This window comes from Enterobacter cloacae complex sp. P1B, from assembly GCF_014982345.1.
Taxonomy (GTDB): Bacteria; Pseudomonadota; Gammaproteobacteria; order Enterobacterales; family Enterobacteriaceae; genus Enterobacter; species Enterobacter bugandensis.
On sequence record NZ_JADCLF010000010.1, the window covers coordinates 1 to 23,233 of the forward strand.

Sequence of the window (23,233 nt, forward strand, 5' to 3'; positions counted from 1 at the left end):
CCCCCCCGCCCGCCTGAGAGCCGCTCTCGCGCCGTCTTCGCGCTGTGACATGGGGTGCACAGGCTTTCAAGGTTGGCGTCGCTGTCGTCGCCTCCGTGCGCCAGAGGGCGCACATGGTCAACACAGGTTGCTTCGGTTATTGCGCCACGGCGCAAGCAAGCCTGGCATAATCCCTTGTCTCTTTTCAGCACACGGAGACGTGTCCTGTCCCAAGATGGTCCATAGCCGCGCTGTTGCCGTGTCTGTCCCGGCTTGTATCGCCGCCAGCCTTCGCCCCTGTGCTCGTCGCAGTAGCCGCTGCGGTCCGTTGTGGTCTGCCTGCAGCCACGTTTGCGACACGCTTTAGGCGTTCTCGGTGGCATGGCAAACTCTCCGGAATGCATAGCTGCTGATGCCGTCACGCCCCAGCATGCTCTCAATGGTGTTGTGCTCAGCGCAGACAAAACCCTGCGCGGCAAACCAGCGGCGGATGCCTTCGTCGGTGAAATACCAGATGTGCTCATCCTTGCGGTAATGGCGGGATGTCAGGATGTGTTCTGAATTTTTAAAGACCGGCAGCGACACAAACACCCACTGACCGGCGCGGGCAACAGCTGCTTCTGGATCGTCGATATGTTCCAGCGAATCCCAGAACGTCAGGGCGGGGAAATCACCATCAGGAAAATACGGGTCGTAAAGGTTCGCCCAACGGCCACCAGCCTTAAGCCAGGCTATCCCTTCCGGGTTCACGTCATAGCCCCATGTCTCCGGCCGCGTCTCCACGAACTGCCCGGAACCTATCCCCACATCAAGCACTTTCCCCTGATGGTGGCGGGCCACCAGCTGGATGCGCGCTGCATTCAGCTGAATTCCCATGTTGGTCTGGGCCATCTGTCGATACTTCGCAAAATAACTGGCATCGTATGGTCGTTCGGGTGGTACCGGGAACCGTCCTATGCCCAGCTCGGGCAGCCAGACAAGGCCGTTTTGCATTTCATTTGAGAACAATGTCATGTAGCCAGCCTTTGAAGTTATCGAGGAAACCAGAAATTAGCTTACTGCAGTCGTGTTGCATGCTCCCGCACATGCAGTAATCATCGGGCTGCGCCCAACCAACGCGGGAAAGATCCATTTCTGGATCGGTAACGATGTGGGGGGCATTGTGCGCACCGCATCCACCCTGAACGATGAATACCGGCGTTTTGTAGCAAATGGCCGCGGGCAGCGCCCAGCCAACACCAGAAACCACGACGGCGGCATGTTCCACCAGCGCCAGCATTTCCGTCAGTGACAGCTCGCCTTTATGCAGATAGAGATCGGCCTCCGGATGCTCTCCCACCAGCCACTCTTCCCCCTCTTCTAGGTCAGCCAGGCTCACAACGTAAAAATGTTTACGTAGCTCACGTGCGGCATCTGCCAGGTATTTGGGGTCAGGATTTCGCGCCGGATTCGCCCACTCTTTGCGAACGGTCGCCGGACGGATGACTGCAACAGGCTTATCAACCTGCACCGGCGATTCACCGAATGAGGGCAGATCAAACACGCTGGCTATCTTGCCGAACTGCCAGGTCATCGCATCGATGATGGAGCCCTTGCTCAGCTCGTCGGGACCATAAAAAATTGTCAGAATCTCCGACGGCCGCGACGGCTCCTGCACAAACTCCACTCCCGTTTGCTCTTCGTTTTTCCGCTGCGTCCTGAGTGAAGTATTTGACCGAACAAAATTTACATCGAGATCGCAATAAAGCTCCGGCCATGGTGTTCGCAGATACGCGCCGGGGAACTGGCGTACAAACGCCCGCTGGTAAATAGAGTCACCAAGCCCGTACATCCCGCGGATGCAGACCTTTCGTCTTTTCATAAATTTCCTACAGAGAAAGTGCAGTCTCGAGGGACTGTCGGGGAAAGCAGGTAAGCCGCGTAAAGCGGGAGCAGTTAATTATCTCGATACCCCCAGCAACAGCACGGAGGCGAGAAAATTCATCCTGCCAGCGCGCTACGCTGAATTTGTCAGGGTTGGACAGCAGAGCGTGGTTGCCGTGCCAGTGGGTGCCGTTACGTATTGAGCAGTCATAGCCCAGCAACAGAACGCGGCTGGCACCAAGGTGGATTGCCAGCTCAATTGCACGCTGACCTGAATTAAACGAACCGGGGATTGCAGACGGTAGCCAGTTAATACCGAAACGCCTGGCCGTGAACTCATCACCGCACCAACGGGTCGCCTGGGATCTTATCCCTGCCCCGTTTTCTTCCCACCAGCAGCAGTCTGCTGCGTAAATATGCTGGCATGCCGGAATGGCGAACCACGAACTGTTCACAGTGATAACTGGCAGGCTGGAATTGCTGGCATAAGCGCAGTCATCTGAAGTCAGCGACGGGCCGCTGGCGACACAAATGAAAGTTTTATTCATGGATATAGGGGGAAACATGAAACAAGAAAAAACCGCCTGTCGAGGCGGTTTATATATCAGCGGTCGTTTTTAGGATTTCCTAAAATGTAACCGTCAACCTCTTCGATCTTAAGACGAAGACGAGCACCTTTCATGTCTCCCATCAAACCATCGCCTTTAAGGAATGAAATGTTGATGAGGTTCAGGAAGTTAAGCTCTGCATCTTCTTGTTTTACAACACCAAAATTATCTGCCTTTTCAGTAAAGTATTGGGAAATGGCTTTGGCAGCCACTCCAGAGGATTGCAGATGCTCACTTACCTCTGTGTAATACTTTTTACCTGACACGAGCATACCTGAGATCAAAAGCCCTTTAACAACCAAGGTGACGCCAATATCAATATTTAGCTTCTCGACCAGATTTGCTAAATACCCTAAATCTTGGTCATAAATTGATCTACTAATGACTTCCTGACTCATCTGTTGTTCCATGTTATATCCCCATAAGTAGTGACAGCATTCCTATTCTAAAGCGTATTAGATCTTACGGCACTTGTCTTTTATCACTCTTTTGACCGAAGCAATAAGTTAGCGATCAAGTTTGGTTTCTTCATGAGCTTATCTGTCAATAGGGATAACCATTATCAAGCCCACCAGCCGGTGAGCTTTGTAATGGCTAGCCGAGCTTAGCTCGAACCAGTGCATCTTTGGCTTCAAGCAGCTTGCGTAAGCCTGCTGACTTTTCCGCGCTATCTGGCAGGGTTTCATCCATCAGTGCCGCGAGATCACCGATTGGCTTACTCACTTCTTGCAGGTGAGACGGGAGATGCTGATACGCGAAATACTTCATGATTGGAGATGGCATTTTTTATCCTCAGTCCAGATAGAAATCGTCATTCAGACGACGACGGTTCGCACTGCTGGCGTTATGCGGGCAGGCGGAAGAATTATGACCAGTCGCGCCGCAGTAACTACAGCGCAGATTTACCCGGCGAGCGTTGCCGCTCCATGTATGCGGGCAGTTCTCGCGGGTGTGTAAGCCCGAGCCGCAAAAGGTGCATCGCGTGTAACTCATGGGTTTGCCTTCTGGCAGTTCGCCTGCCACGCTTTGTTATGCGCCAAGATATCGCGCTTGGTCTGCTTGTCCAGGACGTCAATATCGTGGTTTGTCAGATAGATAATCCGGGTCCACAGGCAGCCCGTATCAACTACTACCGGGGCGGGTGAAGTTTTCGCGCAGCTCGCGATCAACATCGTCATCAGGCATGTGATTAACAGTCTGCTGGACATTGCTGGCCTCTTTCGTTGTCTCTACCCGGCGTTCTGCTGCTGCGACCGTTGCCGCTGCGTTATCTTCGGTGCGCTGCTGGTCGGCTTTCGCTTCCGCTTTGCTGGTGCCGCGTGAATGGCCCAGGCCAAACGCGGCGGCGATAGCAGCAAACACAGCTACAACGAGTCCGGCGATCATCTCAAGTGTCATATAACCACCCGCTCCTTTACCCAGCCATAAACAAACGTCTCATTCGCGCTGCGCTGTTCCGCCAGTTCGAGATAACGCTGACCCTGGCTACAATTCAGGGCCCGAAGCATAACCAGCTCACCCTCTTTCCCTCGCCGGGCAAGATAGCTTTTTAACGCGCTGATAGTTCGCGGACCGATAAAACCATCTGCAATCAGATCGGGATAGAGCGTGCCCTGAATGTTGAACACGTTCAGCCAGCGCTGGAACCATTTGGTTTGAACCGAGGGGCCCATGTTTACGCCGGTATCGCACAGTTCGGCGGCAATGGCTGGTGATACCTCAGAAACAAGGTCGAAACGTGGCCCTGTCCAGTAGTCAGCCGTCAGGATATCCAGCGCCTGCTGGCGGGTAAGGTTACGCATATCACCGTTATAACCGTGGGCGCGAGCTACCGCTTGCGTGATCCCCCAGTTTGTTGGGCCGCCTTTGTCGTCGGGGTGATTAACATACCCGCCCTCTTTGCCGAGGATGGCATTAAATATTTCGTCTTTGGTCACGTTGTGCTCTCTCCCGTAATACGAGCGATATTGCCGCCCGCACGCCAGACAGCCACGCAGACAACAACGTTAATGAGGATTTCACCGTAATCGACCTGCACATAATCGCCGTGCCAGATGCGGAAAGCCGTGTACGCAGGAGCCAGAATCAGCCCATAGGCCAGAAGCTCCATTATTCTGCGGCGGCGCATACTGCGCTTTCGGAAGAACATCAGGCGAAAAGAAATCATGATGCAGGCCAGTGCGTTAAGGTGAAGCAGCAGCCATGGAAAGTTCTGCATTAGCCACGTCATTCTTCCCCCTTCACGCCGGGCAGATTGCCTGTTTTTGAGCGGGCAAGAATGCGCAGCAGAATTGTCACGGAAACCGTTGAAGCCGCCAGCGCGCCAATCGCGGGCGATACCTTGATAGTGACTGGCGGGCTAAGCTGATTCAGTCCGGCGTTGATAAGGGCGGCGATAATTTCTGAAGCAGTACCGGCACAGTAAATGCCACCGATAAACGAAATGAGCGCAAAAAGAATCTGCTTCCAGATTTTGTGGTCTTCAGAGCTGAGGATATACAGCGCTGCCCCTGCGAGGGAGCAGACCATCACTGCTGGCGTAGCCTCTGGAAAAAGCGTGGCGAAGGTAATTCCGGTTGTACCAGCAGCCACGCCCGCCGTTACCGTTGCAGTTATTGGTTCTGCGGACATTTAGCCCCCTCTTATTGCTGTGGATCCTCTCAGAAAAAATTGAGGGGAAATAAAAAAGGCCGCCAGTTGGCAGCCTTGATTGGTATGATAATTTTTTACGATAACCTTAGATTGATATATTCGTGGCATCCAAATATAAAAGCGTTTTGAGCATCTACGAATTCCTTTTTTTCTTCAGGCGTAAAGTATCCCTTTAAAAAACACTTCGTCAAAGCCTGCTGTAAGTTTGCTGTTAGACCAACAAGCTTACAACCTTGTTCATCGGGACTAATCAATAGGAGGAATTTATTTTTACTAATCTCAGCTGATTTCATTGGTGTCTGTATCTCATCGGGAAAAATTCCTTTAGACAACAATGAAACATCCTTTTTACCTATCAAATGCCATTGCTCAAACGTTGTAGCTAACATTATTACATCCGTCACTACTTCCGCGCCTGCGGTTCTGATTAGCTGTGCCAATTCTTTATTGGCATTTAACTGAGTTTGCAATCTTGCCAGTGCAAAGTTCTGTTCAATCGCTCGATATGCGACCCAGCCTGTAATTGCAGCTGCCAATACACCTGCGATGGCAGTGATCAGGGTTTCGATAGGGAAAGCAGAATTAATTTCAATTGGCGGGAGCTTTTCTATAGCCAGCGTGAACACACCAGTTGATTTTTCATATGTGAAAGGTACACCTTGCCAATCCATGAAGCCTCCTTGGTTGCGTAGGCATCATAGCAAAAAACCTCGCCGAAGCGAGGTTTAGAATTTTGTAACGTCATGGGCGTAATAACCCAGCGTTGGAAAGAGATTAACCATTTTCCGCCAGTTTTGCAACCCCCCGAAATTCAACGTACCCTCAGGCGGGTTTGGCCCTACCTGTTAATGTGTTACCTGGCCGAGCACTCTTTCAGCAAATGATTCCTCTATGTAGCAGTACTCAACCAGACGATCAAAGAAGAGTTTATAGTTGCGGCGCCACGTGGATTCAGTGACTCCCAAGGCTTTAAATACCTCGGTATCTTTCAGGCGTGGATATCCTCTACCGGAGCAGCGCGGGCATTTTTTATAGACCGGTACACCCTGCAGCTCTGTTTTCTTCTTATCCAATACCTCACCGCGACCTCGACAACGGCACTCGTTTTTAACATGCCCTTTTCCGGTGCAGGTCTTACACACAATACGAACTTGTTCACGTACCTCTTTCCACACCTCCCAGTCTGAAGGTGATATGCCTTTCGTGTCTCTAACCCATTTTGGTGGCTTGCCGTCCGGATAAGTAACTTTATTCGTGAATACCTCTGCCGTTATGAACTTCTCTCCGGCGCAGCTGCTGCACGTGATTAGGCTGGCCGCACTCAGCGAATAATCGCGGAAAACGTAATTTGCCAGCGTCTTGAGGAATGCCCCCCTATCCTCTTCTGACATTTTACGCAATGGTGCGTGTCGTTCTGCTCGTTGCAGAGCCAACTGATGGATGTAGGCGATGATATTATCCGACGTCATAACCCCGGCTTTCGCCAGATAAAGCTCAATACCAACCGCAGCTTTTGATGTAAGCAGGCCAAGCGAAGCCATTACATCTGTAATTGTCAGAGTGTCAGCAGTTTTACCGCAGGGAACGGCACCGGGTAACATCGATTTTGGTGAGAAATACTTCGGTAAACTTTCCAGCTTCATTTTATTTCCTCGATAATTATCATTCCGGTTTCGCCCCATATTTTTGATGTCCGGGCGTCCCAAATGTGGGAGTCATCCTCAAACAAGGCGTCCAACAGAGATTTTGTTAAGTTGTCCAGATCGGGCTTTTGCTGGTGTGGCTGGCCGTCCATAGACGCGCGCTTTTTCTTGCTCCAGCTCTGGGGCATCGGCAAAACGAAGGTGATATGGGCGCCGTTCTCCGGCACCCTGATTCCATGCAGGCGGGCTTCATCGCAAAACATGCGATAGCGCATCACCGGCGGGCGCTGCTTCCATTTATCACGGCGGGTCATGCGGGGTTTTCCGGCTGGGGTAATGATGTATTTAGGCATCGGTGCCCTCACCCAGCAGATAGAGCACCTGCACCAGCAGTTCTGTTTCAGTGCCGTGCTTCATTTCCCACGCACGGCGGCCAGCATGAATCGCAACACCATAACCGCCGTTGCGATGATGCATATGGCACAGGGGAATTGATTTTCGATGGTCAGCGCGCTGGCTTGTGCCCTGTCCGGTTCGGATGTGGTGGATTTCCGCAGGCGTTTCGCCCAGGTTCTGGTTTCTGCACACGATGCAGCCCAGTGCGGCCACACGCGAAAGATGGAGGCTATCTGCTTTCTTCATGCTGGACCACCAGCATAAGCAGAAACACCGCGCATAGACGGGCGGTGTGAGTAATTCGAGGTGGTTCTTTGCGCCATCACTTTTCTCCGGTGATGGTGCGACAGGCGCTGGTTGTTCAGACCAGCTTGATTATTATAAATCAGTTGTCAGGGTTGCGGAAGCGCTCAGCATGTTGCAGGAGAGATTCGCGGGTAATCAGTATTGCTTCTAGCGGGATAGGTATCACGATAAAAGAACCATCGTCATTGGTCACTACCTCATAACGTCCAGCGGGGCGAACGGCAGCTATTAATTCTTGCTCATTCATAACGCAAAATCCTATTCAATTCAGTCATCCCCGAAACGCCGGGGTCGGCCCTTTTCTCCCTGCGCACTGAACGTTTCTGAAGCAGCCCTTCTCGCGAACGCCTAATAGGTTAGAAAGACCAATTAGCCGTAATTGGTCTGTGTAACCGATCTGCTCTTTAAGCACAGGAATCTTGTACGGTCTGCTAAATCACTGGCCGATTGTCGGTATCTGTCACACGGTTCAGAAGGTGCGTTACTACCCCCATGACGGTTGCATCATCCAGCGCATCACCCTCAATAGCCTCTCCATCCTGAGTTATCAGAGCTTTCCCCTGCACTTTTGCGAAATCCAGACTGCCGCAGAACGAAACCAGGACGGTATCACCCACTTCCGGCTTTCTGGCGACGTTTATGATCGCGTACCCGGCCGATGTTTCGATGGTTCGGCAGTTACCGTCATAGCCGCAAAGGCTGGTGATAGTGAGCGTCTGTTCTGCGTAGTCTGCTGCTGGTGATGGAAAACCCATGATAACCACCCCTGATAATTAACTGTATATTTATACAGTAACACCAAAAAAACGAGGGTCAAGATTTTGGGCACAAAAAACCCGCCGAAGCGGGTAAGTGCTTAATCAATAATCAATTCTTCTCAAAGCCAGCCCCACCAGCACGATTAAAACCACCAGCCAGACGGCTCCTGATATCAGTTCCATCAGGTACATGTTTTCACCTCCCGCTACGGTGCTGCTGCTAGCATTGCATCTTCGAACGCACTCACCGAAATTGACAATGCGGCACCTTGAATGCTAACCGCCTTAGATATTGCGTTGAAAAGAGCGCTGTAGCCGAAATGCCCTTTTGACCATCCAAACTGCACCGGAGCGCCTGACTGCAGCATTGCTCTATGATGAGCTTCCCACCCTGCCCGGAATAATTCACGCTGAGTCAGAGTACCACCTTCGTAGTCAGGCATGATGCCACTCATTTTGGAAGGTTCGGCTCCCTGAAGCACGGCGGCTCGGTGTCGCAATAACTCCATCAACACATTTTCAAACAGCCGAGCATTCACCTCTACGGAACCATGAACACCACGCGCGTTACATTCGCTAATTACCGCCTGGGTTTCAGAGAGGATTTTTGTCAGGCGTTCTGTGGTAATAATGCTCATACTGTCGCTCCTTCCTGATACCGCTCAAACCAGAAAATAACTGGCTTTTCGACTATCTCAACCAGCCCGAAACGCTCCGCCGTTCGGAAATTTACGCTGTATGCTCGCGCACGATCCGCCTGTGCCGCCACCTGTTCACGGAATGCTTCAACGGTAAATGTCGCTTTAAACAGATTGCATGGAGCGCAGGCAGGGAATAGGTTTTCGATAGCGTCATTCTCCGGGCGCCAGAACTCTCCTGTTGCGACGGTGCGTCTGGTTCCGTCAGCCTGTCGCTCGCCGAATTTCCACTTACGCAATGCCGCCTCGACATGGTCAGCGTGCCATCCCTTTTCCGGCAAATCGCACCCACAGTAAGCGCACCGACCTCCGAACTTCATGCGTAACTCTGCACGCTGCTTTTTGCTAATTGTGCTCATGGGTTAGTCCTTGACGCCAGCGGCGGATAATTTCTGCTGAAGCTCAACTATTGCCGCAAGGGCGTACTTAATCGTTTCGCTCGTTACTCGGCACGGATAGGCATGGTTCATGCCTTCTTTCATCAAGTTAGCCCTGCCGTCAGTTCGGTAGTGGTAACAGTTTGCCCCCAGATGAATTTCGTAGGTGTCGCCATGCGGGCCGATACCAATTCGTTCTGCAATAGCCATGCTCACTCTCCTTTACCGGTGCCAGCCGCGTGGCAATAATGCGCCCCGTCATGCTTGTGGGATAAATCAAGCTCACATTTACATCGTGGGCAGACTGCGATCGGCTTGCAGTCTGCTGCAACAATAGCCTCAATAATCTGGTATTCATTGATAACTAAAGGGCATTCGATATCGCCGTCCGGATAGAATGACTCAGGCAATTTAATTTCTACTTTTTTCGCCTCCAGATCAGCAACCCGCTTCTCTGCGGCTTCCAGCTCATCAAGCAGCGCCAGCACGGTGGAGGGAGTCATTTCAGCGATAAATTTCTTCTGCGCCTCGATACCTTTTGTGTACCGCTTGATGATCGCCAATTCTTTTGCATCCACGGCTAACTTGCGCAGCGCCTGTTTGTCGATGTTGCTCATGCCGCACGCTCCTGTTTCTTCTGGGCTGCCTGGTTAATCCAAAGACACTCGGTGCGCTGCACTGATCCTGCGTGACCATTAGCCGCCGTGGTGCGCGTGACGCGCTGCCAGCCCACCAGTGCTTCGTTGTAAAGTTCGCTGTCATAGCCGCAAACGATGACCATCCCCTGCAGATCCTTCAGAGCTTCGAGTAACTCAAGATGCTCGGCATTCGTCATTTCGAACCGATACGCGCTTTTTTTTGTTGAACCTGACCGGGTGTCATGGACGTACGGCGGATCAACAAAGTGGAGTGTGGTCGGCGTATCGTGATCCTGCATACACTGTATTGCCGGGCGGTTTTCCACGAGCACACCAGCGAACCGGCTGGCAACTGCAGTCAGGTTATCCGGCTGCCGCGCCCAAACTCGCTGCGCGGTGCTGCTGTTGCGTTTGGTATCGAGTCGGAAACCAGTAGTTCCCTTCGTTGCCCCAGCGCTGCCGAATCCCATCGTCGCTCGGACGATTAGACGGCGTGCCTGTTCAATCGGGTCGCTGGTAGGTGCGTAAGCGCACTGAAATTCAGTTCTGGAATATGGCGTTAATGCGCACGCGTCGATGAGTGAACGGCTGGCAACCGGGTCACGCAGAACGCGAAACAGGTTCACCACGTCGCCGTCGAGATCGTTATAGACCTCAGCTTCGCTTGGTTCCTTGCGCAGCAACACCGATGCCGCGCCGCCGAACGGCTCAACAAAGCAACGATGCTCCGGAAAATGGCTGATAATCCACGGTGCAAGGCGGAATTTGCCGCCGTGGTAGCGGATTGCCGGGTGTTTGATGCTGGCACTCATTGGGCTTTCTCCTCCACCAGTTTTTTCCATTTCTCGCGCAGCTCTTTACGTGCCTCAGCCTCATGATCGGGCGGGTACGAAAATCCGGCACGCATATCAGGGCAGCCATTTGAACAACGAATTTCTGCGGAGCCCCAGTTTATGCCGCGGCTGCGTAATTTCATGGCCGGTTTCAACCCACAGTTCGGGCAGTTAGGTAAATCAGTCATTCCCCAGCCCCTCCAGCAGATTCTTGTGGCGGCGCAGCTCGCGAACGGCCCCCTGCAGACGCTGCAGGTTAGCCAGCTTCGCTTTCGTGCGGCGGATTTCGGTCGAGATATAGCGCGATGAAGGAATAATCAGGTCATCCGGACGGCTGGCGAAAGCCGGGATATCCTGAATAATTTCGGCGGTGGATTTGCAAACTGGCGCCGCTGCTTTCTCGTTAACCTCTGGTGCTGGCTCCTGCTGCTCTGGCTTTATTGCCGGTTCACCCACCAGGCTCCAGGTGATGTTTTTACCGTCAACATGGCGCAGGACCAGACCGTCCTTGCACATCGCACCCAGCGAAGCATTCAGGGCTCGCGAACCTTTACCCAGATTTTCTGCGATCTGGTTGGCGCTCATAGCCCCCTGGCCCTGCATTGCTGACAGCACCCTCTCAACCAGCGGCGACTGCTGCTTGGGTCTGATACGCTTCGGCTTTTGCTCCTTCCCGGTAACAACTGACCATGACCCATCGAAGAAATCGCACAACCCCTCTTCTTTCAGCTCGCGGAGCATTTTCAGGGCCTCTACGGGTTCGATATCGAGGCGGGCAGCTACATCGTGATAGGTCGCTTTTTCCATTGCTTTCAATGCGTCAATTACTGATTCCATAATTTTCTCCTCAAAATTCACTTAACAGGTCTCAGGTGGCTAACGTTTCCGCGATAGCTCTCCCAGTCAAAGTTCACCCAAATGCCGTTATCCATGCGCAGGCGATCGATAACCCTTGCCCCCAGGGTCTCTACCAGCGCGTCGTAATTCAGGTTGGTCAGTACGCCAACGGGGCGCATAGCGGCCAGCCGGCGATCGATAATCTGGTTCAATAAAACTTTCTCGCCGCGGCTATCGCGCTGAATGCCGACTTCGTCGAGCACCAGCAGATCCACTTTGCAGAGGTCGTCCAGCAACGCGGCTTCAGACTGCCCTTCGTCGTAGCAGGCCCGGGCGCGCAGGGTCAGATCCGGCACCGTCACAATCAGAACCGTTCGGCCCTGTTTCAGCAGATAATTTCCGATCGCCGCTGAGAGGTGGTTTTTCCCGGTACCAGGCTTTCCGGTGAAAACGAAACTGGCAAACCCGGTACCAAAATTTTGCGCATAGCTCTTTGCCATACTCAGAGCATGCCGCTGGCCTTCGCCCTCCACCGTGTAGTTCGCGAAGCTGCAGCTGCGGTGCAGGTTCTGGATTCCGGATCGCCCGAAAATTTTCTCTGCCCGCGCCTGCTGGTTGATCTTGTCGATCTCCGCTGCGCGCTTTTGCCCTTCTTCGCGCTGCCAGGCCATCAGCTCAGCTGCGCTTTTGAATTTGGGTTCAATGCCTGCCGGAATCACACGGCGAAGGCGATCGAGAATCGAACCTGCGTTTTGCATGCTTACCCCCTGAATCCTGGCGGTACAGTGTTATCCGGGCGGGAAATGTGATTAATATCCCGACCACCAGCCTGGTGTTGCGCCGCTCCCGGCGACGGTAGGCGAAGAACCAGGTCATCCCATTTTTCGCGCAGTTTTGATGGCGACATCACGTTCCGGCACCAGAACGGATCACGCTGTACACGCGAAAACATTTCGCAAATTTGCTTATGCGTCCTGCCGTCAACGGCACACATCAACCGGATTTCGTTGGACCATGCTGCCCAGTTAGGCTCTTTAGGGCGCACCAGTTCCCCGTCTGTCTCAGCGGCTTTTTCATAAAGCTTGATGATGCGGCTCCACATCCACTGAGCGCAGGTCAGATCTTCCTTGCTTCCCCACTGCCGTTTTCCTGCATGGGCAACCACAGCCTCTGGATGACGATTTAAAAACGCCTCTTTGGTCAGCTGTTCGTCCGACAGCGAAGCGTCCGGACAAGAAGTGTTTTTATTCTCTGTAGTAGTCTCTGTAGTAATCTCTGTAGGATCGAAATGGGCTTTGCCGTCTCCGCGGGCTGGGCTTTCCCCAGTTCCCGAACAAGGTATTCCCTTGTTACCGGATTGGGCTTTCCCTTGTTCCCGAAATGGGTTTTGCCCATTTGGTTTGTTATCAACGACTTGCGTTAGTACCTGATCCACGCGCTCAAAATTAACTTTGAAGTAAATCCGATGCTCAAGCCGCTTGTGGGTTTCTACCAAGACCCCAAGGCGTTTCAGCTTTTTTCGTGCAGTCAGTTGCTCTTCGTAGCTCAGCCCGGTTTCCGCCTGGATTTCCTCTGAAGTTTTATGCACACCCAGATCGGAGGTGAGCTTGTCCATCCAGTAGGTCATCTGGCAAAACAGAACGGTGGCACTTACGCCGCCCAGGTGTTCGGCCAGCGCCGGGTAATACGCAACCGGACGACCGAACCCGCGAATGATGTCAGATGGATTCATGGCTTCACTGACCCTTATGCCGCGCGATGACAGTTCATGATCTGGACTTTCACGCCAGCCAGCTGAGCCAGCGCATCGATCGCTTCCAGAGTCTCTCGCCTGATTACCGGTTGCGGTTTGCCGGTGAAGACCGCATTGGTGGCTTCGATGCACTCTTTGTTAACCCTGGCTGCCCTGTAGTGCATGCAGTCCTTCTGCGCCAGCTCGTTATCAATGGCGGTACGGATGGCATAGCTCAGCGCTTCCGCCTGTTTCAGGTAATTAGGCGTATCGTTGCGGAACGCACGCTGAATAATCTGCTTGTTGTTGTGCAAGCGCCGCGCGTACTCGTCAGGGTCCGTCACGTTATCCAGTGGCTGAAGCAGATCGCCAAAATGATGAGGGGTTATCAGCTGCGTGACTGTCTTCCAGCCCTTTTCCTGGGCCCAGGACTCCAGCTCGCATGCAAGCTTTTTGATTTCCATCAGTCAGACTCCTTCTGCGCGCGTGGGATATCCTGAACAGGAATTCCACTGGTAGGGGTTGGATGCAAATCAGGACGTAACTCATGTGGGGTGACAGTCCAGCCGCCAAATTCACAGAGCTTTATCACTCGCTCGCTTGGAACTCGGTTTCGGATAATCCAGTTTGCTACTGACTGTGAGGACTTAAAGTTGAATTTGCGGGCGACGGCCGAAACAGAACCAATCGACCTGACAGCCTTTTCCGTTATGTTCTTGTATGAAGTAGTCATCGTGTTCTCCTGAATGAGTCGATGACTGCAATATACTACATAAAGTAGAAAATACAACTACGAAAAATAGAAATGACTATAAACGCGCCGTGCCTTACTCTTCTACATATGGTAGAAAAAGCGAATAAACATCAGGATTTCGCGAACCGGCTGACCGAAGAAATGCGCAGACAGCGCCGTTCCGTCAAGGATTTAAGCCAGGCTTGCGATGTCACATACGAAATGGCTCGTCGTTATACGTTGGGCACGGCTAAGCCACGCGATGAGAAACTTCAAAAGATAGCTGACTGGCTAAATGTCCAGGCGGCCTGGCTTGATTACGGCGAAGGTGAGAGCGCGCCAGCTAAGCTTCCGGAAACTGAGTTTTCGGGCTTCCCCGCGACAGAACCAGACACAGGCAACGATGCGGAATTCAGAGAATTAAGCGAAGACGAAAAGCGACTGGTTCGAGTGTATCGGCAGTTCCCAAGTGTTGAAGCAAAGAACATGCTACTGGCTTTCGAAATGCGGTATAAACAGCTTTATGATTTCTTTCTGAAGTACGCAAACACCCCGCAGAAGTAAAAAAATCCCAAATAACCCGGCACATGCCGGGTTTTTTTACGCCTTCCCTCACTACTGCAAGTAGTTCACCCCTCTTAAATTTCTACTTTTAGTGTTGACACGTCTACTTTATGTTGTATTCTCTACACATCGAAGCACAACAGGTGCGACAGGTAAACGTTCCGCCTACCCGGCGATAAGGGTGATAAGCCGAGCAAAGCAGCAACAGGGGGTCGAGATGGAAAAAGCATACGAAGAATATTTCAACAGTCTGGCGGAAGGTGAAGAAGCACTGAGCTTTTCCGAGTTCGTCCAGGCAGTTTCATGAATGTGGCGTAAGCCAAAGGCTTGAAGGCGGTTTTTTCAGGTTGCGCGCTAAAGCATAGCGGGGAGAACCTGGGGCGGAGAGCAAACCCCGCGATGCAGGACTTGAAACACCTGCACAGACCAATAAGCCGCATGGCAGCGTAACTGCCCTTTACATCTGCTCTGGCGAGGTGGCGCCGCCGGACCAGGGCAGATGAATCGCCCACAATTGAGAGCGCACTCGCCTCACCAATTTGAGCTTTGTCGTTAAGTCAAAATTGATTGAGTGCGCTTCCAGTTGTGGGTAATCGCAACATGAGGCTGTGTTTAGTTCTTGGTGGTATATGCGTTTCCCGTGGTCCACGTATACACCACCCTTTTTAAATCAGGTTTTATAGTGGAGTGTTCATATATGGATAAGACACAATTAACACCGGAACAACAAATTGCCTGGGCACAAGGAAAACTCGTTACTTCAGTATTTCTTCGCGATGTTGCGGGATGCCATGCCGCCTGGAAAGTATTACGGAAATATAGAAATTTTGTTGTGCATCGCCAGCCTTATCAGGAATGGCGTAATAATCTAAAAGTTATTTAATTCTACCAACCTAAAACCGATGCCTTAACTGGCAGGGATTTTCACACCTTAAATTAAGGACTGTAAAATGAAATCAACTATTACAACCGTAGAAATGAACCTGGCTATCGTCAACAAAGACCTTGCAACTTTTAATATTAATGGTGCTATTTCAGGTGTGGTTCATTTGCCATCCTCAGGCCCTGTAACCGTTGTGCTTGACGGTGGCTACGTGCTCGGTGAATTTCATTGTCCGGTTTGTGCTGTTAAGCACATTAGCTTGCTGTCTGTGAACTTCGCAGAAGCGCAGAACGCTTGTGGCATGTCTTTTTACGACCACAAGCGCCAGTATCTGAACTGATATGACTGACATCATTTGTCATTGCGCTGTTTGTTGCCACAAATATGAAAAATCGGAAATGCACGAAAGGAAAACAGACATATACCCCTTTAAGCGCACGATTTATTTATGTGAGCAATGCAATGAAAAAAGAGATCGACGTAACGCGTTAAAAAGTATTAAGCGTGTTACTCGCAAAACAATTCGTTCAAATTCATTTTCAAAATATTAATCGAGGTCCTTATGTCTGTTGAATTGAAAGTTTTCGGCGGTGCTTATTTCCCAAAAGATAAAGCATTGAAAAGATACCCAGATTTAAAACCGCTTGCTACTGCTGTGAATGCGGCTACGAAAGCCATCGCCGAAGCTGTTATTCTTGGCAAGCTGGCGGCCCAACACCCTGAACATATTGATGATTATTTTAAAGTGAAAATCTGGGAACACCGTGAAGGTTTACCCTGCCCTGAACTTGATATTTTCTCCTCTGAATTTTTCGATACCGTGGCTATCTGGAATGTGAATGCAGGTGAACCAGCTGCGGCACCACAGCCAGAATCTGAAGAAAAGACGGAATGGGACGACAACAAGGCAGTGGAAGAAATTAAAACTGTCGCGCAGCTCGACGTGGCATCCCGTGCAGCTTGCCTGGCACTGTTCGGCCCGGTCCCTGGAATCACTACAGCGCAGTACGGCCAGATCGTCGATCTGAAGAATGATGATGAACCCAGCTTTGCCCGCGAGCTTGCAGAAGCACTGGCGAAAGAGACCCGCGCGCTGGCGCTGGCTCCGGAACGGCAGGAGCAACTGCTCGCATGGATACGTGAAAATACAAAAGACTCTGCACAGTGGCCGGACATCAAAAAGCAGATCGCTAAATGGATCGATACCCCGGTTGATAAGCGACCTCTGGCTGACAGCACTAACTCAGAAGAAAACCGTACAGACACCGGCTCCACACTGGGCGGTGGTAACAAGACAGACCGCAGCCCGGATCTGGTTCATAACCTCTCTACGCTGCGTATCGAAGTGGCTGTTGCCATTCTGAGCATGTACGACGAGATCGACATTTACTGGATCCCGAATAAATACATGATTCCAGCGAAAGCCATGGCCGAAGCAGAACAGGACACCCGTTTTACAGCGTGGTGGAAAAAACTGCGCAGCACCCCAGGCATTCTGGATTATTCCCGTGCGGCCATTATCGCCCTGATTAAATCCGCCCCGGAGGACATTTGGATGGATCCTGTTGCCTTGCGTGAATACATCAATCGCGAGCTGGTTGAACATGACCATGCGAACCCTGACCAGAAAACGGTTGATATAGCCTGCCGCCCTAAACCTCGCACTAATGTTGAGAAAAAAGAAAATGATGAAACCGAATCGACTGTACCGGGCGAAGCTCTGCCACCAGCAGTTTGCCCAGGCAAAGCTGCGCAACTCAACAAAGAACTCAACGAGGCATTCGCTCAGAGCCCGGCACCAGAAGAGCAAGCGATTGACCAACCACGGGTGGAGAACCTGGGCGGCGGAGTCTTCTCTGTTGATGCACTGATTAATAATTCCCCCTCAAATGAGGTTGAAAAACAGGAATTACCACCTGCACCAAATGATCGCGACTTTGCGATTTTGCATGCGCTTAATGATCTTATTTCTGGACGCACCAACATCATGGGGAAAGAAGAAGCAGAAGGTGTGGTGGCATGCACCGGCCAGCTCGTTTCTGATGTTATTCCGCTGCTAATGGCCGATATCACCACCACAGAATTTTGCCTGTCTCCTGAGTTCTCCGACGAGGAGATCCACGACGTGGCAACCACCATGCTGGATAGCTGGTCTGACGATATCAGCGTGCGTCAGAAAATCGCCCTTGATGCGATCGTTGAATACCGCCGCCCGGCACCACCAAAATCTGTAGTGCTCGATCCACCGGCCGTTAATGCAAAGCCGAAAGCACGGCCCGAACCAGCACCTGAAACAAACGCTCCGCTTTCGTCTTTTACCTACCTGCAGCAGCTGACCATTGCAGCACTGCAGGGCTTATGTTCCAACCCGGCATATTGCAATCAGTATGAGGAATTACCGGCTATGGCCGCCGGGCTTGCCCGCGGCGTGATCAACCATCAGGAAGGCTCCTGTGCGTCTGATTAACCGAAGCAAGGGAGACAGCATCGGCGGGCCAGCATGTGCCGCCGCGCTCAACTCTCACTATGAGAAATACGGGGAACATGGACGAAGAGACACACAAACGTTTTACACCGTCATGGTTGGCAAACAGAAAGTGACGGTAGAGATAGTAAATAGACCCCGCAGCTATGTAGCCACTGCCATGACAGGAGCCCGGCAGCTAAGACATATGGCGGAATTAGGTGATTTCTAAAGTTCAACTTTCTCCAGCTGCAGAAGCGATACTGCAGCTGGTCATCGCGAGTAATGGTTATGACTGATGACATTTTGACTAACGATGCAATTCGTAAGCTGACCGGGTACAAGCAACCCAAGAAACAATGCGCATGGCTTGCGTCTGCGGGGATCTGGTTTAAAGAAGACCGTAACGGTTATCCGAGAACCACCTGGAATCATGTAAACAATCCTATCGCATTGCGCATGGTGCCTGACGTAAAAACTGAGTTAAACACTCCAAACTTTGATGCAATGTAATGGCTGGAAAACGCAAAAACCCTTCTGATGCAATTCTCCCACCGCGAGTATACCGGGGGAAATCTAAATATGAGTTTCACCCGGCAACGGGTGGCTCCATAAACCTGTGCGCTCTGGATTCTCCAATTTCATTAATTTGGGCCAAATATGAAACTGCATTGAAAGATATTGAGGAGAAATTGAATCTGTCCAGTCTGATCGATGATTTTTTCGCAAGCGCTGATTATCACAAATTAGGTAATGAAACCCGCAAAGATTATAAAAAATACTCACGCAAGCTGATCCCAGTATTTGGAAAAATGGATCCGGATAGCGTGAAACCCCAGCATATCAGGCAGTATATGGATAAGCGAGGCGTTGCGGCACCTGTGCAGGCAAACAGAGAAAAGGCGTTTCTTAGCAGGGTGTATGGGTGGGCTTACGAAAGAGGAATGGTGAAGGGGAACCCTTGTAAAGGCGTTAGGCAATTCAAAGAGGAAGAACGGGAAAGATACGTTACCGATGAAGAATACTATGCGCTTTACGAAGCGTCGCCGATTGTCGTCAAGGTAGCGATGGAGTTGGCTTATCTCTGCCTTGCTCGCCAGGGTGATGTGCTCGCAGTGCAAAAAGCACAACTGCTCCCGGAGGGAATTTTTATTCGTCAGGGTAAAACCGCAACAAAACAGATCAAAGCCTGGTCTGAGCGCCTGGCCGCCGCTGTTGAGCTTGCCAAAACACTCCCCCTGAAAGATGGTATTTCCAGCGTCTACCTGATTCACCAGTTTAACGGTCGACGCTACACACGTGATGGTTTTAACAGTCGCTGGCAACAAGCTAAAGAAGAAGCTCAGAAAAAGCACCCTCACATGCTTTTTGATTTTACGTTCCACGATCTGAAGGCCAAAGGCGTATCGGATTTGGAAGGAAGCCTCCAGGAAAAACAACAAATATCCGGCCACAAAACGATTACCCAGACGGCCCGTTATGATCGCAAAATAAAAATTGTCCCGGTCGTAGGCGGTCAAAAATGAGAAATGATGTTAGGAATGATGTTAGGAAAATGGATTTAAGACACAAAAAAACCACCTTTCGGTGGTTTCACGACACTGCTTATTGCTTTGATTATTCTGCTTTTTCCCATGGTACCCGGAGTGGGACTTGAACCCACACAGCGCGAACGCCGAGGGATTTTAAATCCCTTGTGTCTACCGATTCCACCATCCGGGCTCGGGAAGAAAGTGGAGGCGCGTTCCGGAGTCGAACCGGACTAGACGGATTTGCAATCCGCTACATAACCGCTTTGCTAACGCGCCGTAAAACTTTTCTAACTGACACCCGCAATTGCGCATGTCTTTAATCTGGAGCGGGAAACGAGACTCGAACTCGCGACCCCGACCTTGGCAAGGTCGTGCTCTACCAACTGAGCTATTCCCGCATGTTATCAAGTTAACTGCTAACCACTTGATTTCATTATCGTCCGGCTTGCTGTGCCGCCGTTCGATGCGTTGCATTCTACTGATATGACGTGATGAGTCAACGTTATTTTTTGCTTGTCTGGATTGTTTGCTGAAAATTACGGCGAAACGATCACTGATCAAGCAAATCCCCGCGCGCAGCGTTCAAATATTGCAGCATTGACCACAGCGTCAGCACTGCCGCCACCCACAGGAGGCCAATCCCCGCCCACTCAACCCAGGCGTTTGGACGCCAGAGCATCCACACCAGCGAGGCCATCTGCGCGGTGGTTTTTACTTTACCAATCCAGGATACCGCCACGCTGCTGCGTTTCCCCAGCTCCGCCATCCACTCACGCAGCGCAGAGATGATGATCTCACGGCCAATCATAGTTGCGGCGGGCAGCGTCACCCACCAGGTATGATAGTGCTCAGCCACCAGCACCATCGCGATCGCGACCATCACTTTATCCGCTACCGGATCGAGAAAGGCGCCGAAACGGGTGCTCTGGTTCCAGCGGCGCGCCAGATAGCCATCAAACCAGTCAGTTACCGCTGCAATAAGGAAGATCAATGCGCAGGCGAACGGTGCCCAGACGACCGGCAGGTAAAACGCCAGCACAAAGAACGGAATGAGTACAACACGAAAGAGAGTGAGCAACGTAGGGATATTATATTGCATAGTGACGGTAACTATTTGTTGTCAGTAAAATTTAGCTCTATGTTGCTACAGAGCCCTCAATGTTTCAACGAGTAGTAGATCTTTTCTGCCAGCCCTTGCGAAATACCCGGCACTTTTGCAATTTCCTCCATACTGGCGTTGAGTAATCCTTGCAATCCGCCCATATACTTCAGCAGCATCTGGCGGCGTTTTGGCCCAACGCCCTCAATAGTCTCAAGCGTGCTCGTGTTTTTGACCTTCGCCCGTTTTTTACGGTGACCGCTGATGGCGTGATCGTGTGATTCATCACGAATATGCTGAATGACGTGCAGCGCCGGGGAGTCCGGCGGCAGGCTGAAGCCCTCACCTTCCGGCTCAAAAAACAGTGTTTCCAGACCGGCCTTACGATCGGCCCCTTTTGCCACGCCTAACAGCAGCGGATGGTTTTTGTCCCACTCAACGTCGAGCGACTCGAATACCGCTTTCGCCTGACCTAGCTGCCCTTTCCCACCGTCGATAAGAATCACGTCCGGGATCTTGCTCTCTTCAATCGCTTTACCGTAGCGACGGCGCAGCACCTGATTCATGGCAGCATAGTCATCACCCGGCGTGATGCCGGTGATGTTATAGCGGCGATACTCGGCGCGCAGCGGGCCGTTGGCGTCAAATACCACGCAGGACGCCACCGTCTGCTCACCCATCGTATGGCTGATATCGAAACATTCCATTCGCTTCACTTCCGGCAACTTCAGGAGCGTCGCCAGCGCGGTTAAACGCTGGCTCACCGTCGATTGCTGGGACAGTTTAGTGGTGAGCGCCGTCGCCGCGTTGGTCCGCGCCAGCTTCAGATAGCGTGCACGGTCGCCGCGCGGTTTGGTTTGAACATTGACCCGGCGCCCCGCCAGTTCAGAGAGCGAATCGGCCAGCAGGGTTTTATCATCGAGGCTAAAATCGAGCAGGATCTCCGAGGGCAGCGTACGCATCTGGCTGCCCTGAAGATAAAACTGGCCAACAAAGGTTTCTACCACTTCACCCAGCTCGGTGCCGCCAGGCACCTTCGGGAAATAGCTGCGGCTGCCGAGCACTTTGCCCTGGCGAATAAACAGCACATGCACGCAGGCCATGCCGGCGTCGAAGGCCACGCCAATAACGTCGAGATCGTCGCCGGTATTTGAGACAAACTGTTTCTCAGTGACTCTGCGCACCGCCTGGATCTGGTCGCGGATCCGCGCAGCCTCTTCGAACTCAAGCGCGGCGCTGGCTTTTTCCATTCTGGCGATCAACTGGGTTAAAACCTGATCGTCTTTGCCAGCTAAGAACAGGCGTACGTATTCCACCTGCTGCGCATACTCGTCTTCACTGACCAGCCCGGCAACACAGGGGCCAAGGCAACGCCCAATCTGGTATTGTAAACATGGGCGCGAGCGGTTGCGGTAGACGCTGTTTTCACACTGGCGGATCGGGAAGATTTTTTGCAGCAGCGCCAGCGTCTCCCGCACGGCATAGCCATTCGGGAAGGGGCCGAAATATTCCCCTTTCGCGTGTTTTGCGCCGCGGTGCATCGCCAGGCGCGGATGGGTGTCACCACTCAGAAAGATAAACGGATAGGATTTGTCGTCCCGCAGCAGCACGTTATAGCGCGGCTGGTAGAGCTTAATATAGTTGTGCTCAAGCAGCAGCGCTTCCGTCTCGGTATGCGTCACGGTGACATCAATATTCTGAATGAGTGAGACCAGCGCTTCGGTCTTACGGGAGGCAAGGTTACTGCGGAAATAGCTGGAAAGACGCTTTTTAAGATCTTTGGCCTTCCCCACATAGATAACCGTACCGCCAGCGTCATACATCCGATAGACGCCTGGCTGGCTGGTTACGGTTTTCAGAAATGCTTTTGAATCGAATACATCACTCACTGACTTAACAACGTCTCCGCGTTACATAAACCGTGCCGGATGGCCAGATGAGTCAGTTCAACATCACCATGAATGTTCAGTTTACTGAACATACGATAACGATAGCTGTTGACCGTTTTCGGGCTGAGATTCAGCTGCTCTGAGATCTCATTCACTTTCTGACCCTTGGTGATCATCAGCATAATCTGCAATTCACGCTCAGACAAACTGGCAAACGGTGATTCCGTTTTCTCGGGTTCGATCTGGCTCAGCGCCATCTGCTGCGCAATGTCGGAGGCAATGTAACGCTGCCCGGCAAATACAGAACGGATAGCATTGACGACTTCCTGCGGTGCGGCGCCTTTGCTCAGGTAACCGGCTGCCCCCGCCTGCATCACCTTCGCGGGAAGCGGATTTTCAGTATGCACGGTCAGCATGATGACTTTTGTATCAACAAAGGTACGCGCGATTTTGCGTGTTGCCTCAAGGCCACCGATACCGGGCATATTCATATCCATCAGCACCACATCGGCCGAGTTTGTGCGGCACCATTTTACGGCATCTTCCCCACAGCACGCCTCACCGGCAACTTTAATACCTTTAATATCTTCAAGAATGCGTCGTATCCCTGCGCGCACCAGTTCGTGGTCATCAACAAGAAGGACGTTGATCAAAGGAAATGTCTCCAGAATAGGGATAACGCTACTGAGTGATAATTTGGCTTATATTAACGGTTTTCATCACAAGATTAAAACGTTAAAAAATCGGCT

The 23,233-nt window shown here is 51.7% G+C and carries 39 protein-coding genes and 3 tRNA genes; 7 read left to right on the forward strand and 35 right to left on the reverse strand.

The window, feature by feature from the left end; all coding sequences use genetic code 11:
* From INF77_RS11080 to INF77_RS11215, 29 genes are all read right to left on the reverse strand, one after another.
* The coding region (locus tag INF77_RS11080; RefSeq protein WP_193543070.1) for an HNH endonuclease at nucleotides 1–362 on the reverse strand (362 nt) is incomplete at its 3' end.
* On the reverse strand, nucleotides 343–993 hold the full coding sequence (locus tag INF77_RS11085; protein WP_193532656.1) for a methyltransferase domain-containing protein: 651 nt from the start codon (nucleotides 991–993) through the stop codon (nucleotides 343–345). The genes INF77_RS11085 and INF77_RS11080, both read right to left, overlap by 20 nt.
* Nucleotides 974–1,840 (reverse strand): hypothetical protein, encoded by an 867-nt coding sequence (locus INF77_RS11090; RefSeq protein WP_227413987.1) that lies wholly within the window; start codon nucleotides 1,838–1,840, stop codon nucleotides 974–976. The genes INF77_RS11085 and INF77_RS11090 overlap by 20 nt, the downstream gene beginning before the upstream one ends.
* Nucleotides 1,841–1,847: 7 nt before the next feature.
* Nucleotides 1,848–2,390 (reverse strand): hypothetical protein, encoded by a 543-nt coding sequence (locus INF77_RS11095; protein WP_193532657.1) that lies wholly within the window; start codon nucleotides 2,388–2,390, stop codon nucleotides 1,848–1,850.
* Nucleotides 2,391–2,446: 56 nt separating this feature from the next.
* Nucleotides 2,447–2,860 (reverse strand): gas vesicle protein, encoded by a 414-nt coding sequence (locus INF77_RS11100; RefSeq protein ID WP_193532658.1) that lies wholly within the window; start codon nucleotides 2,858–2,860, stop codon nucleotides 2,447–2,449.
* Nucleotides 2,861–3,044: 184 nt separating this feature from the next.
* Nucleotides 3,045–3,233 (reverse strand): hypothetical protein, encoded by a 189-nt coding sequence (locus INF77_RS11105; RefSeq protein ID WP_193532659.1) that lies wholly within the window; start codon nucleotides 3,231–3,233, stop codon nucleotides 3,045–3,047.
* A gap of 9 nt (nucleotides 3,234–3,242) precedes the next feature.
* On the reverse strand, nucleotides 3,243–3,443 hold the full coding sequence (locus tag INF77_RS11110) for a hypothetical protein (RefSeq protein WP_163293668.1): 201 nt from the start codon (nucleotides 3,441–3,443) through the stop codon (nucleotides 3,243–3,245).
* A complete protein-coding gene (locus INF77_RS23215) occupies nucleotides 3,440–3,622 on the reverse strand; it encodes a hypothetical protein (protein ID WP_227413989.1) in 183 nt (60 codons plus the stop codon). The genes INF77_RS11110 and INF77_RS23215 overlap by 4 nt, the downstream gene beginning before the upstream one ends.
* Nucleotides 3,573–3,848, reverse strand: coding sequence for a hypothetical protein (locus INF77_RS11115; protein WP_193532660.1), 276 nt, complete (start codon nucleotides 3,846–3,848; stop codon nucleotides 3,573–3,575). The genes INF77_RS23215 and INF77_RS11115 overlap by 50 nt, the downstream gene beginning before the upstream one ends.
* Complete coding sequence (locus tag INF77_RS11120) at nucleotides 3,845–4,387, reverse strand: glycoside hydrolase family 108 protein (RefSeq protein ID WP_193532661.1); 543 nt, start codon at nucleotides 4,385–4,387, stop codon at nucleotides 3,845–3,847. Before INF77_RS11120 ends, INF77_RS11115 begins: the two co-directional genes overlap by 4 nt.
* Nucleotides 4,384–4,680, reverse strand: coding sequence for a phage holin family protein (locus tag INF77_RS11125; RefSeq protein ID WP_081051427.1), 297 nt, complete (start codon nucleotides 4,678–4,680; stop codon nucleotides 4,384–4,386). Before INF77_RS11125 ends, INF77_RS11120 begins: the two co-directional genes overlap by 4 nt.
* On the reverse strand, nucleotides 4,677–5,081 hold the full coding sequence (locus tag INF77_RS11130; RefSeq protein WP_047056281.1) for a putative holin: 405 nt from the start codon (nucleotides 5,079–5,081) through the stop codon (nucleotides 4,677–4,679). The genes INF77_RS11125 and INF77_RS11130 overlap by 4 nt, the downstream gene beginning before the upstream one ends.
* 95 nt (nucleotides 5,082–5,176) lie before the next feature.
* Nucleotides 5,177–5,773 (reverse strand): hypothetical protein, encoded by a 597-nt coding sequence (locus INF77_RS11135; RefSeq protein WP_193532662.1) that lies wholly within the window; start codon nucleotides 5,771–5,773, stop codon nucleotides 5,177–5,179.
* Nucleotides 5,774–5,947: 174 nt separating this feature from the next.
* The gene (locus tag INF77_RS11140; protein ID WP_193532663.1) at nucleotides 5,948–6,745 is read right to left on the reverse strand and encodes an antitermination protein; all 798 of its coding nucleotides are present in this window, start codon (nucleotides 6,743–6,745) and stop codon (nucleotides 5,948–5,950) included.
* Entirely contained in the window at nucleotides 6,742–7,098 is a 357-nt protein-coding gene (locus INF77_RS11145; RefSeq protein ID WP_193532664.1) for a RusA family crossover junction endodeoxyribonuclease, read from the reverse strand. The genes INF77_RS11140 and INF77_RS11145 overlap by 4 nt, the downstream gene beginning before the upstream one ends.
* Nucleotides 7,091–7,387: a Ref family recombination enhancement nuclease gene (locus INF77_RS11150; protein WP_193532665.1), complete on the reverse strand. Its 297-nt coding sequence runs from the start codon at nucleotides 7,385–7,387 to the stop codon at nucleotides 7,091–7,093. The genes INF77_RS11145 and INF77_RS11150 overlap by 8 nt, the downstream gene beginning before the upstream one ends.
* Before the next feature lie 139 nt (nucleotides 7,388–7,526).
* Entirely contained in the window at nucleotides 7,527–7,694 is a 168-nt protein-coding gene (locus INF77_RS11155) for a hypothetical protein (protein WP_164879454.1), read from the reverse strand.
* A 184-nt stretch (nucleotides 7,695–7,878) separates the two neighbouring features.
* On the reverse strand, nucleotides 7,879–8,202 hold the full coding sequence (locus INF77_RS11160; protein ID WP_023343792.1) for a hypothetical protein: 324 nt from the start codon (nucleotides 8,200–8,202) through the stop codon (nucleotides 7,879–7,881).
* A gap of 209 nt (nucleotides 8,203–8,411) precedes the next feature.
* On the reverse strand, nucleotides 8,412–8,843 hold the full coding sequence (locus INF77_RS11165) for a hypothetical protein (protein WP_193532666.1): 432 nt from the start codon (nucleotides 8,841–8,843) through the stop codon (nucleotides 8,412–8,414).
* A complete protein-coding gene (locus INF77_RS11170; RefSeq protein ID WP_193532667.1) occupies nucleotides 8,840–9,262 on the reverse strand; it encodes an HNH endonuclease in 423 nt (140 codons plus the stop codon). Before INF77_RS11170 ends, INF77_RS11165 begins: the two co-directional genes overlap by 4 nt.
* A 3-nt stretch (nucleotides 9,263–9,265) precedes the next feature.
* Nucleotides 9,266–9,490 (reverse strand): hypothetical protein, encoded by a 225-nt coding sequence (locus INF77_RS11175; protein WP_227413988.1) that lies wholly within the window; start codon nucleotides 9,488–9,490, stop codon nucleotides 9,266–9,268.
* A gap of 2 nt (nucleotides 9,491–9,492) precedes the next feature.
* The gene (locus tag INF77_RS11180) at nucleotides 9,493–9,897 is read right to left on the reverse strand and encodes an ead/Ea22-like family protein (RefSeq protein WP_193532668.1); all 405 of its coding nucleotides are present in this window, start codon (nucleotides 9,895–9,897) and stop codon (nucleotides 9,493–9,495) included.
* Complete coding sequence (locus INF77_RS11185) at nucleotides 9,894–10,730, reverse strand: DNA adenine methylase (RefSeq protein WP_193532669.1); 837 nt, start codon at nucleotides 10,728–10,730, stop codon at nucleotides 9,894–9,896. The genes INF77_RS11180 and INF77_RS11185 overlap by 4 nt, the downstream gene beginning before the upstream one ends.
* Complete coding sequence (locus INF77_RS11190) at nucleotides 10,727–10,939, reverse strand: hypothetical protein (RefSeq protein ID WP_193532670.1); 213 nt, start codon at nucleotides 10,937–10,939, stop codon at nucleotides 10,727–10,729. The genes INF77_RS11185 and INF77_RS11190 overlap by 4 nt, the downstream gene beginning before the upstream one ends.
* A complete protein-coding gene (locus INF77_RS11195; RefSeq protein WP_193532671.1) occupies nucleotides 10,932–11,588 on the reverse strand; it encodes a DUF1627 domain-containing protein in 657 nt (218 codons plus the stop codon). Before INF77_RS11195 ends, INF77_RS11190 begins: the two co-directional genes overlap by 8 nt.
* 17 nt (nucleotides 11,589–11,605) lie before the next feature.
* On the reverse strand, nucleotides 11,606–12,346 hold the full coding sequence (locus tag INF77_RS11200) for an ATP-binding protein (protein ID WP_193532672.1): 741 nt from the start codon (nucleotides 12,344–12,346) through the stop codon (nucleotides 11,606–11,608).
* Between the two features lie 2 nt (nucleotides 12,347–12,348).
* Complete coding sequence (locus INF77_RS23465; RefSeq protein WP_193532673.1) at nucleotides 12,349–13,320, reverse strand: hypothetical protein; 972 nt, start codon at nucleotides 13,318–13,320, stop codon at nucleotides 12,349–12,351.
* Nucleotides 13,321–13,334: 14 nt separating this feature from the next.
* Nucleotides 13,335–13,784: a toxin YdaT family protein gene (locus INF77_RS11210; RefSeq protein ID WP_163328797.1), complete on the reverse strand. Its 450-nt coding sequence runs from the start codon at nucleotides 13,782–13,784 to the stop codon at nucleotides 13,335–13,337.
* On the reverse strand, nucleotides 13,784–14,053 hold the full coding sequence (locus INF77_RS11215; RefSeq protein ID WP_032663354.1) for a YdaS family helix-turn-helix protein: 270 nt from the start codon (nucleotides 14,051–14,053) through the stop codon (nucleotides 13,784–13,786). The genes INF77_RS11210 and INF77_RS11215 overlap by 1 nt, the downstream gene beginning before the upstream one ends.
* Before the next feature lie 72 nt (nucleotides 14,054–14,125).
* On the opposite strand from INF77_RS11215, the gene INF77_RS11220 reads away from it, so the two are divergent.
* The 7 genes from INF77_RS11220 to INF77_RS11250 all read left to right on the forward strand — a co-directional run bounded on the left by INF77_RS11220 (nucleotide 14,126) and on the right by INF77_RS11250 (nucleotide 19,490).
* Nucleotides 14,126–14,617, forward strand: a complete 492-nt coding sequence (locus tag INF77_RS11220; protein WP_054829616.1) for a helix-turn-helix domain-containing protein — start codon at nucleotides 14,126–14,128, stop codon at nucleotides 14,615–14,617.
* Between the two features lie 697 nt (nucleotides 14,618–15,314).
* A complete protein-coding gene (locus INF77_RS11225) occupies nucleotides 15,315–15,500 on the forward strand; it encodes a hypothetical protein (RefSeq protein WP_023311187.1) in 186 nt (61 codons plus the stop codon).
* A 67-nt stretch (nucleotides 15,501–15,567) separates the two neighbouring features.
* A complete protein-coding gene (locus tag INF77_RS11230; RefSeq protein ID WP_193532674.1) occupies nucleotides 15,568–15,840 on the forward strand; it encodes a hypothetical protein in 273 nt (90 codons plus the stop codon).
* 222 nt (nucleotides 15,841–16,062) lie between these two features.
* Nucleotides 16,063–17,967: an exodeoxyribonuclease VIII gene (locus INF77_RS11235; protein WP_193532675.1), complete on the forward strand. Its 1,905-nt coding sequence runs from the start codon at nucleotides 16,063–16,065 to the stop codon at nucleotides 17,965–17,967.
* Nucleotides 17,954–18,196 carry a DUF4060 family protein gene (locus INF77_RS11240; RefSeq protein ID WP_193532676.1) on the forward strand — a complete coding sequence of 81 codons (243 nt, stop codon included), beginning with the start codon at nucleotides 17,954–17,956 and terminating at the stop codon, nucleotides 18,194–18,196. The genes INF77_RS11235 and INF77_RS11240 overlap by 14 nt, the downstream gene beginning before the upstream one ends.
* Nucleotides 18,197–18,255: 59 nt before the next feature.
* Complete coding sequence (locus INF77_RS11245) at nucleotides 18,256–18,477, forward strand: DUF4224 domain-containing protein (protein ID WP_032619466.1); 222 nt, start codon at nucleotides 18,256–18,258, stop codon at nucleotides 18,475–18,477.
* On the forward strand, nucleotides 18,477–19,490 hold the full coding sequence (locus INF77_RS11250; protein WP_193532677.1) for a tyrosine-type recombinase/integrase: 1,014 nt from the start codon (nucleotides 18,477–18,479) through the stop codon (nucleotides 19,488–19,490). The genes INF77_RS11245 and INF77_RS11250 overlap by 1 nt, the downstream gene beginning before the upstream one ends.
* A gap of 109 nt (nucleotides 19,491–19,599) precedes the next feature.
* Here the strand turns inward: INF77_RS11250 and INF77_RS11255 are convergent.
* The 6 genes from INF77_RS11255 to uvrY form a co-directional block, all read right to left on the reverse strand.
* Nucleotides 19,600–19,686, reverse strand: a tRNA-Leu gene (locus INF77_RS11255).
* 12 nt (nucleotides 19,687–19,698) lie between these two features.
* Nucleotides 19,699–19,772: transfer RNA gene (locus tag INF77_RS11260), tRNA-Cys, on the reverse strand.
* A 46-nt stretch (nucleotides 19,773–19,818) separates the two neighbouring features.
* Nucleotides 19,819–19,894, reverse strand: a tRNA-Gly gene (locus INF77_RS11265).
* A 152-nt stretch (nucleotides 19,895–20,046) separates the two neighbouring features.
* The gene (pgsA, locus tag INF77_RS11270) at nucleotides 20,047–20,595 is read right to left on the reverse strand and encodes a CDP-diacylglycerol--glycerol-3-phosphate 3-phosphatidyltransferase (protein WP_041909393.1); all 549 of its coding nucleotides are present in this window, start codon (nucleotides 20,593–20,595) and stop codon (nucleotides 20,047–20,049) included.
* Between the two features lie 56 nt (nucleotides 20,596–20,651).
* Nucleotides 20,652–22,484, reverse strand: coding sequence for an excinuclease ABC subunit UvrC (uvrC, locus tag INF77_RS11275; RefSeq protein WP_041909391.1), 1,833 nt, complete (start codon nucleotides 22,482–22,484; stop codon nucleotides 20,652–20,654).
* On the reverse strand, nucleotides 22,481–23,137 hold the full coding sequence (uvrY, locus tag INF77_RS11280) for a UvrY/SirA/GacA family response regulator transcription factor (protein WP_013096026.1): 657 nt from the start codon (nucleotides 23,135–23,137) through the stop codon (nucleotides 22,481–22,483). The genes uvrC and uvrY overlap by 4 nt, the downstream gene beginning before the upstream one ends.
* Between the last annotated feature and the right edge of the window lie 96 nt (nucleotides 23,138–23,233).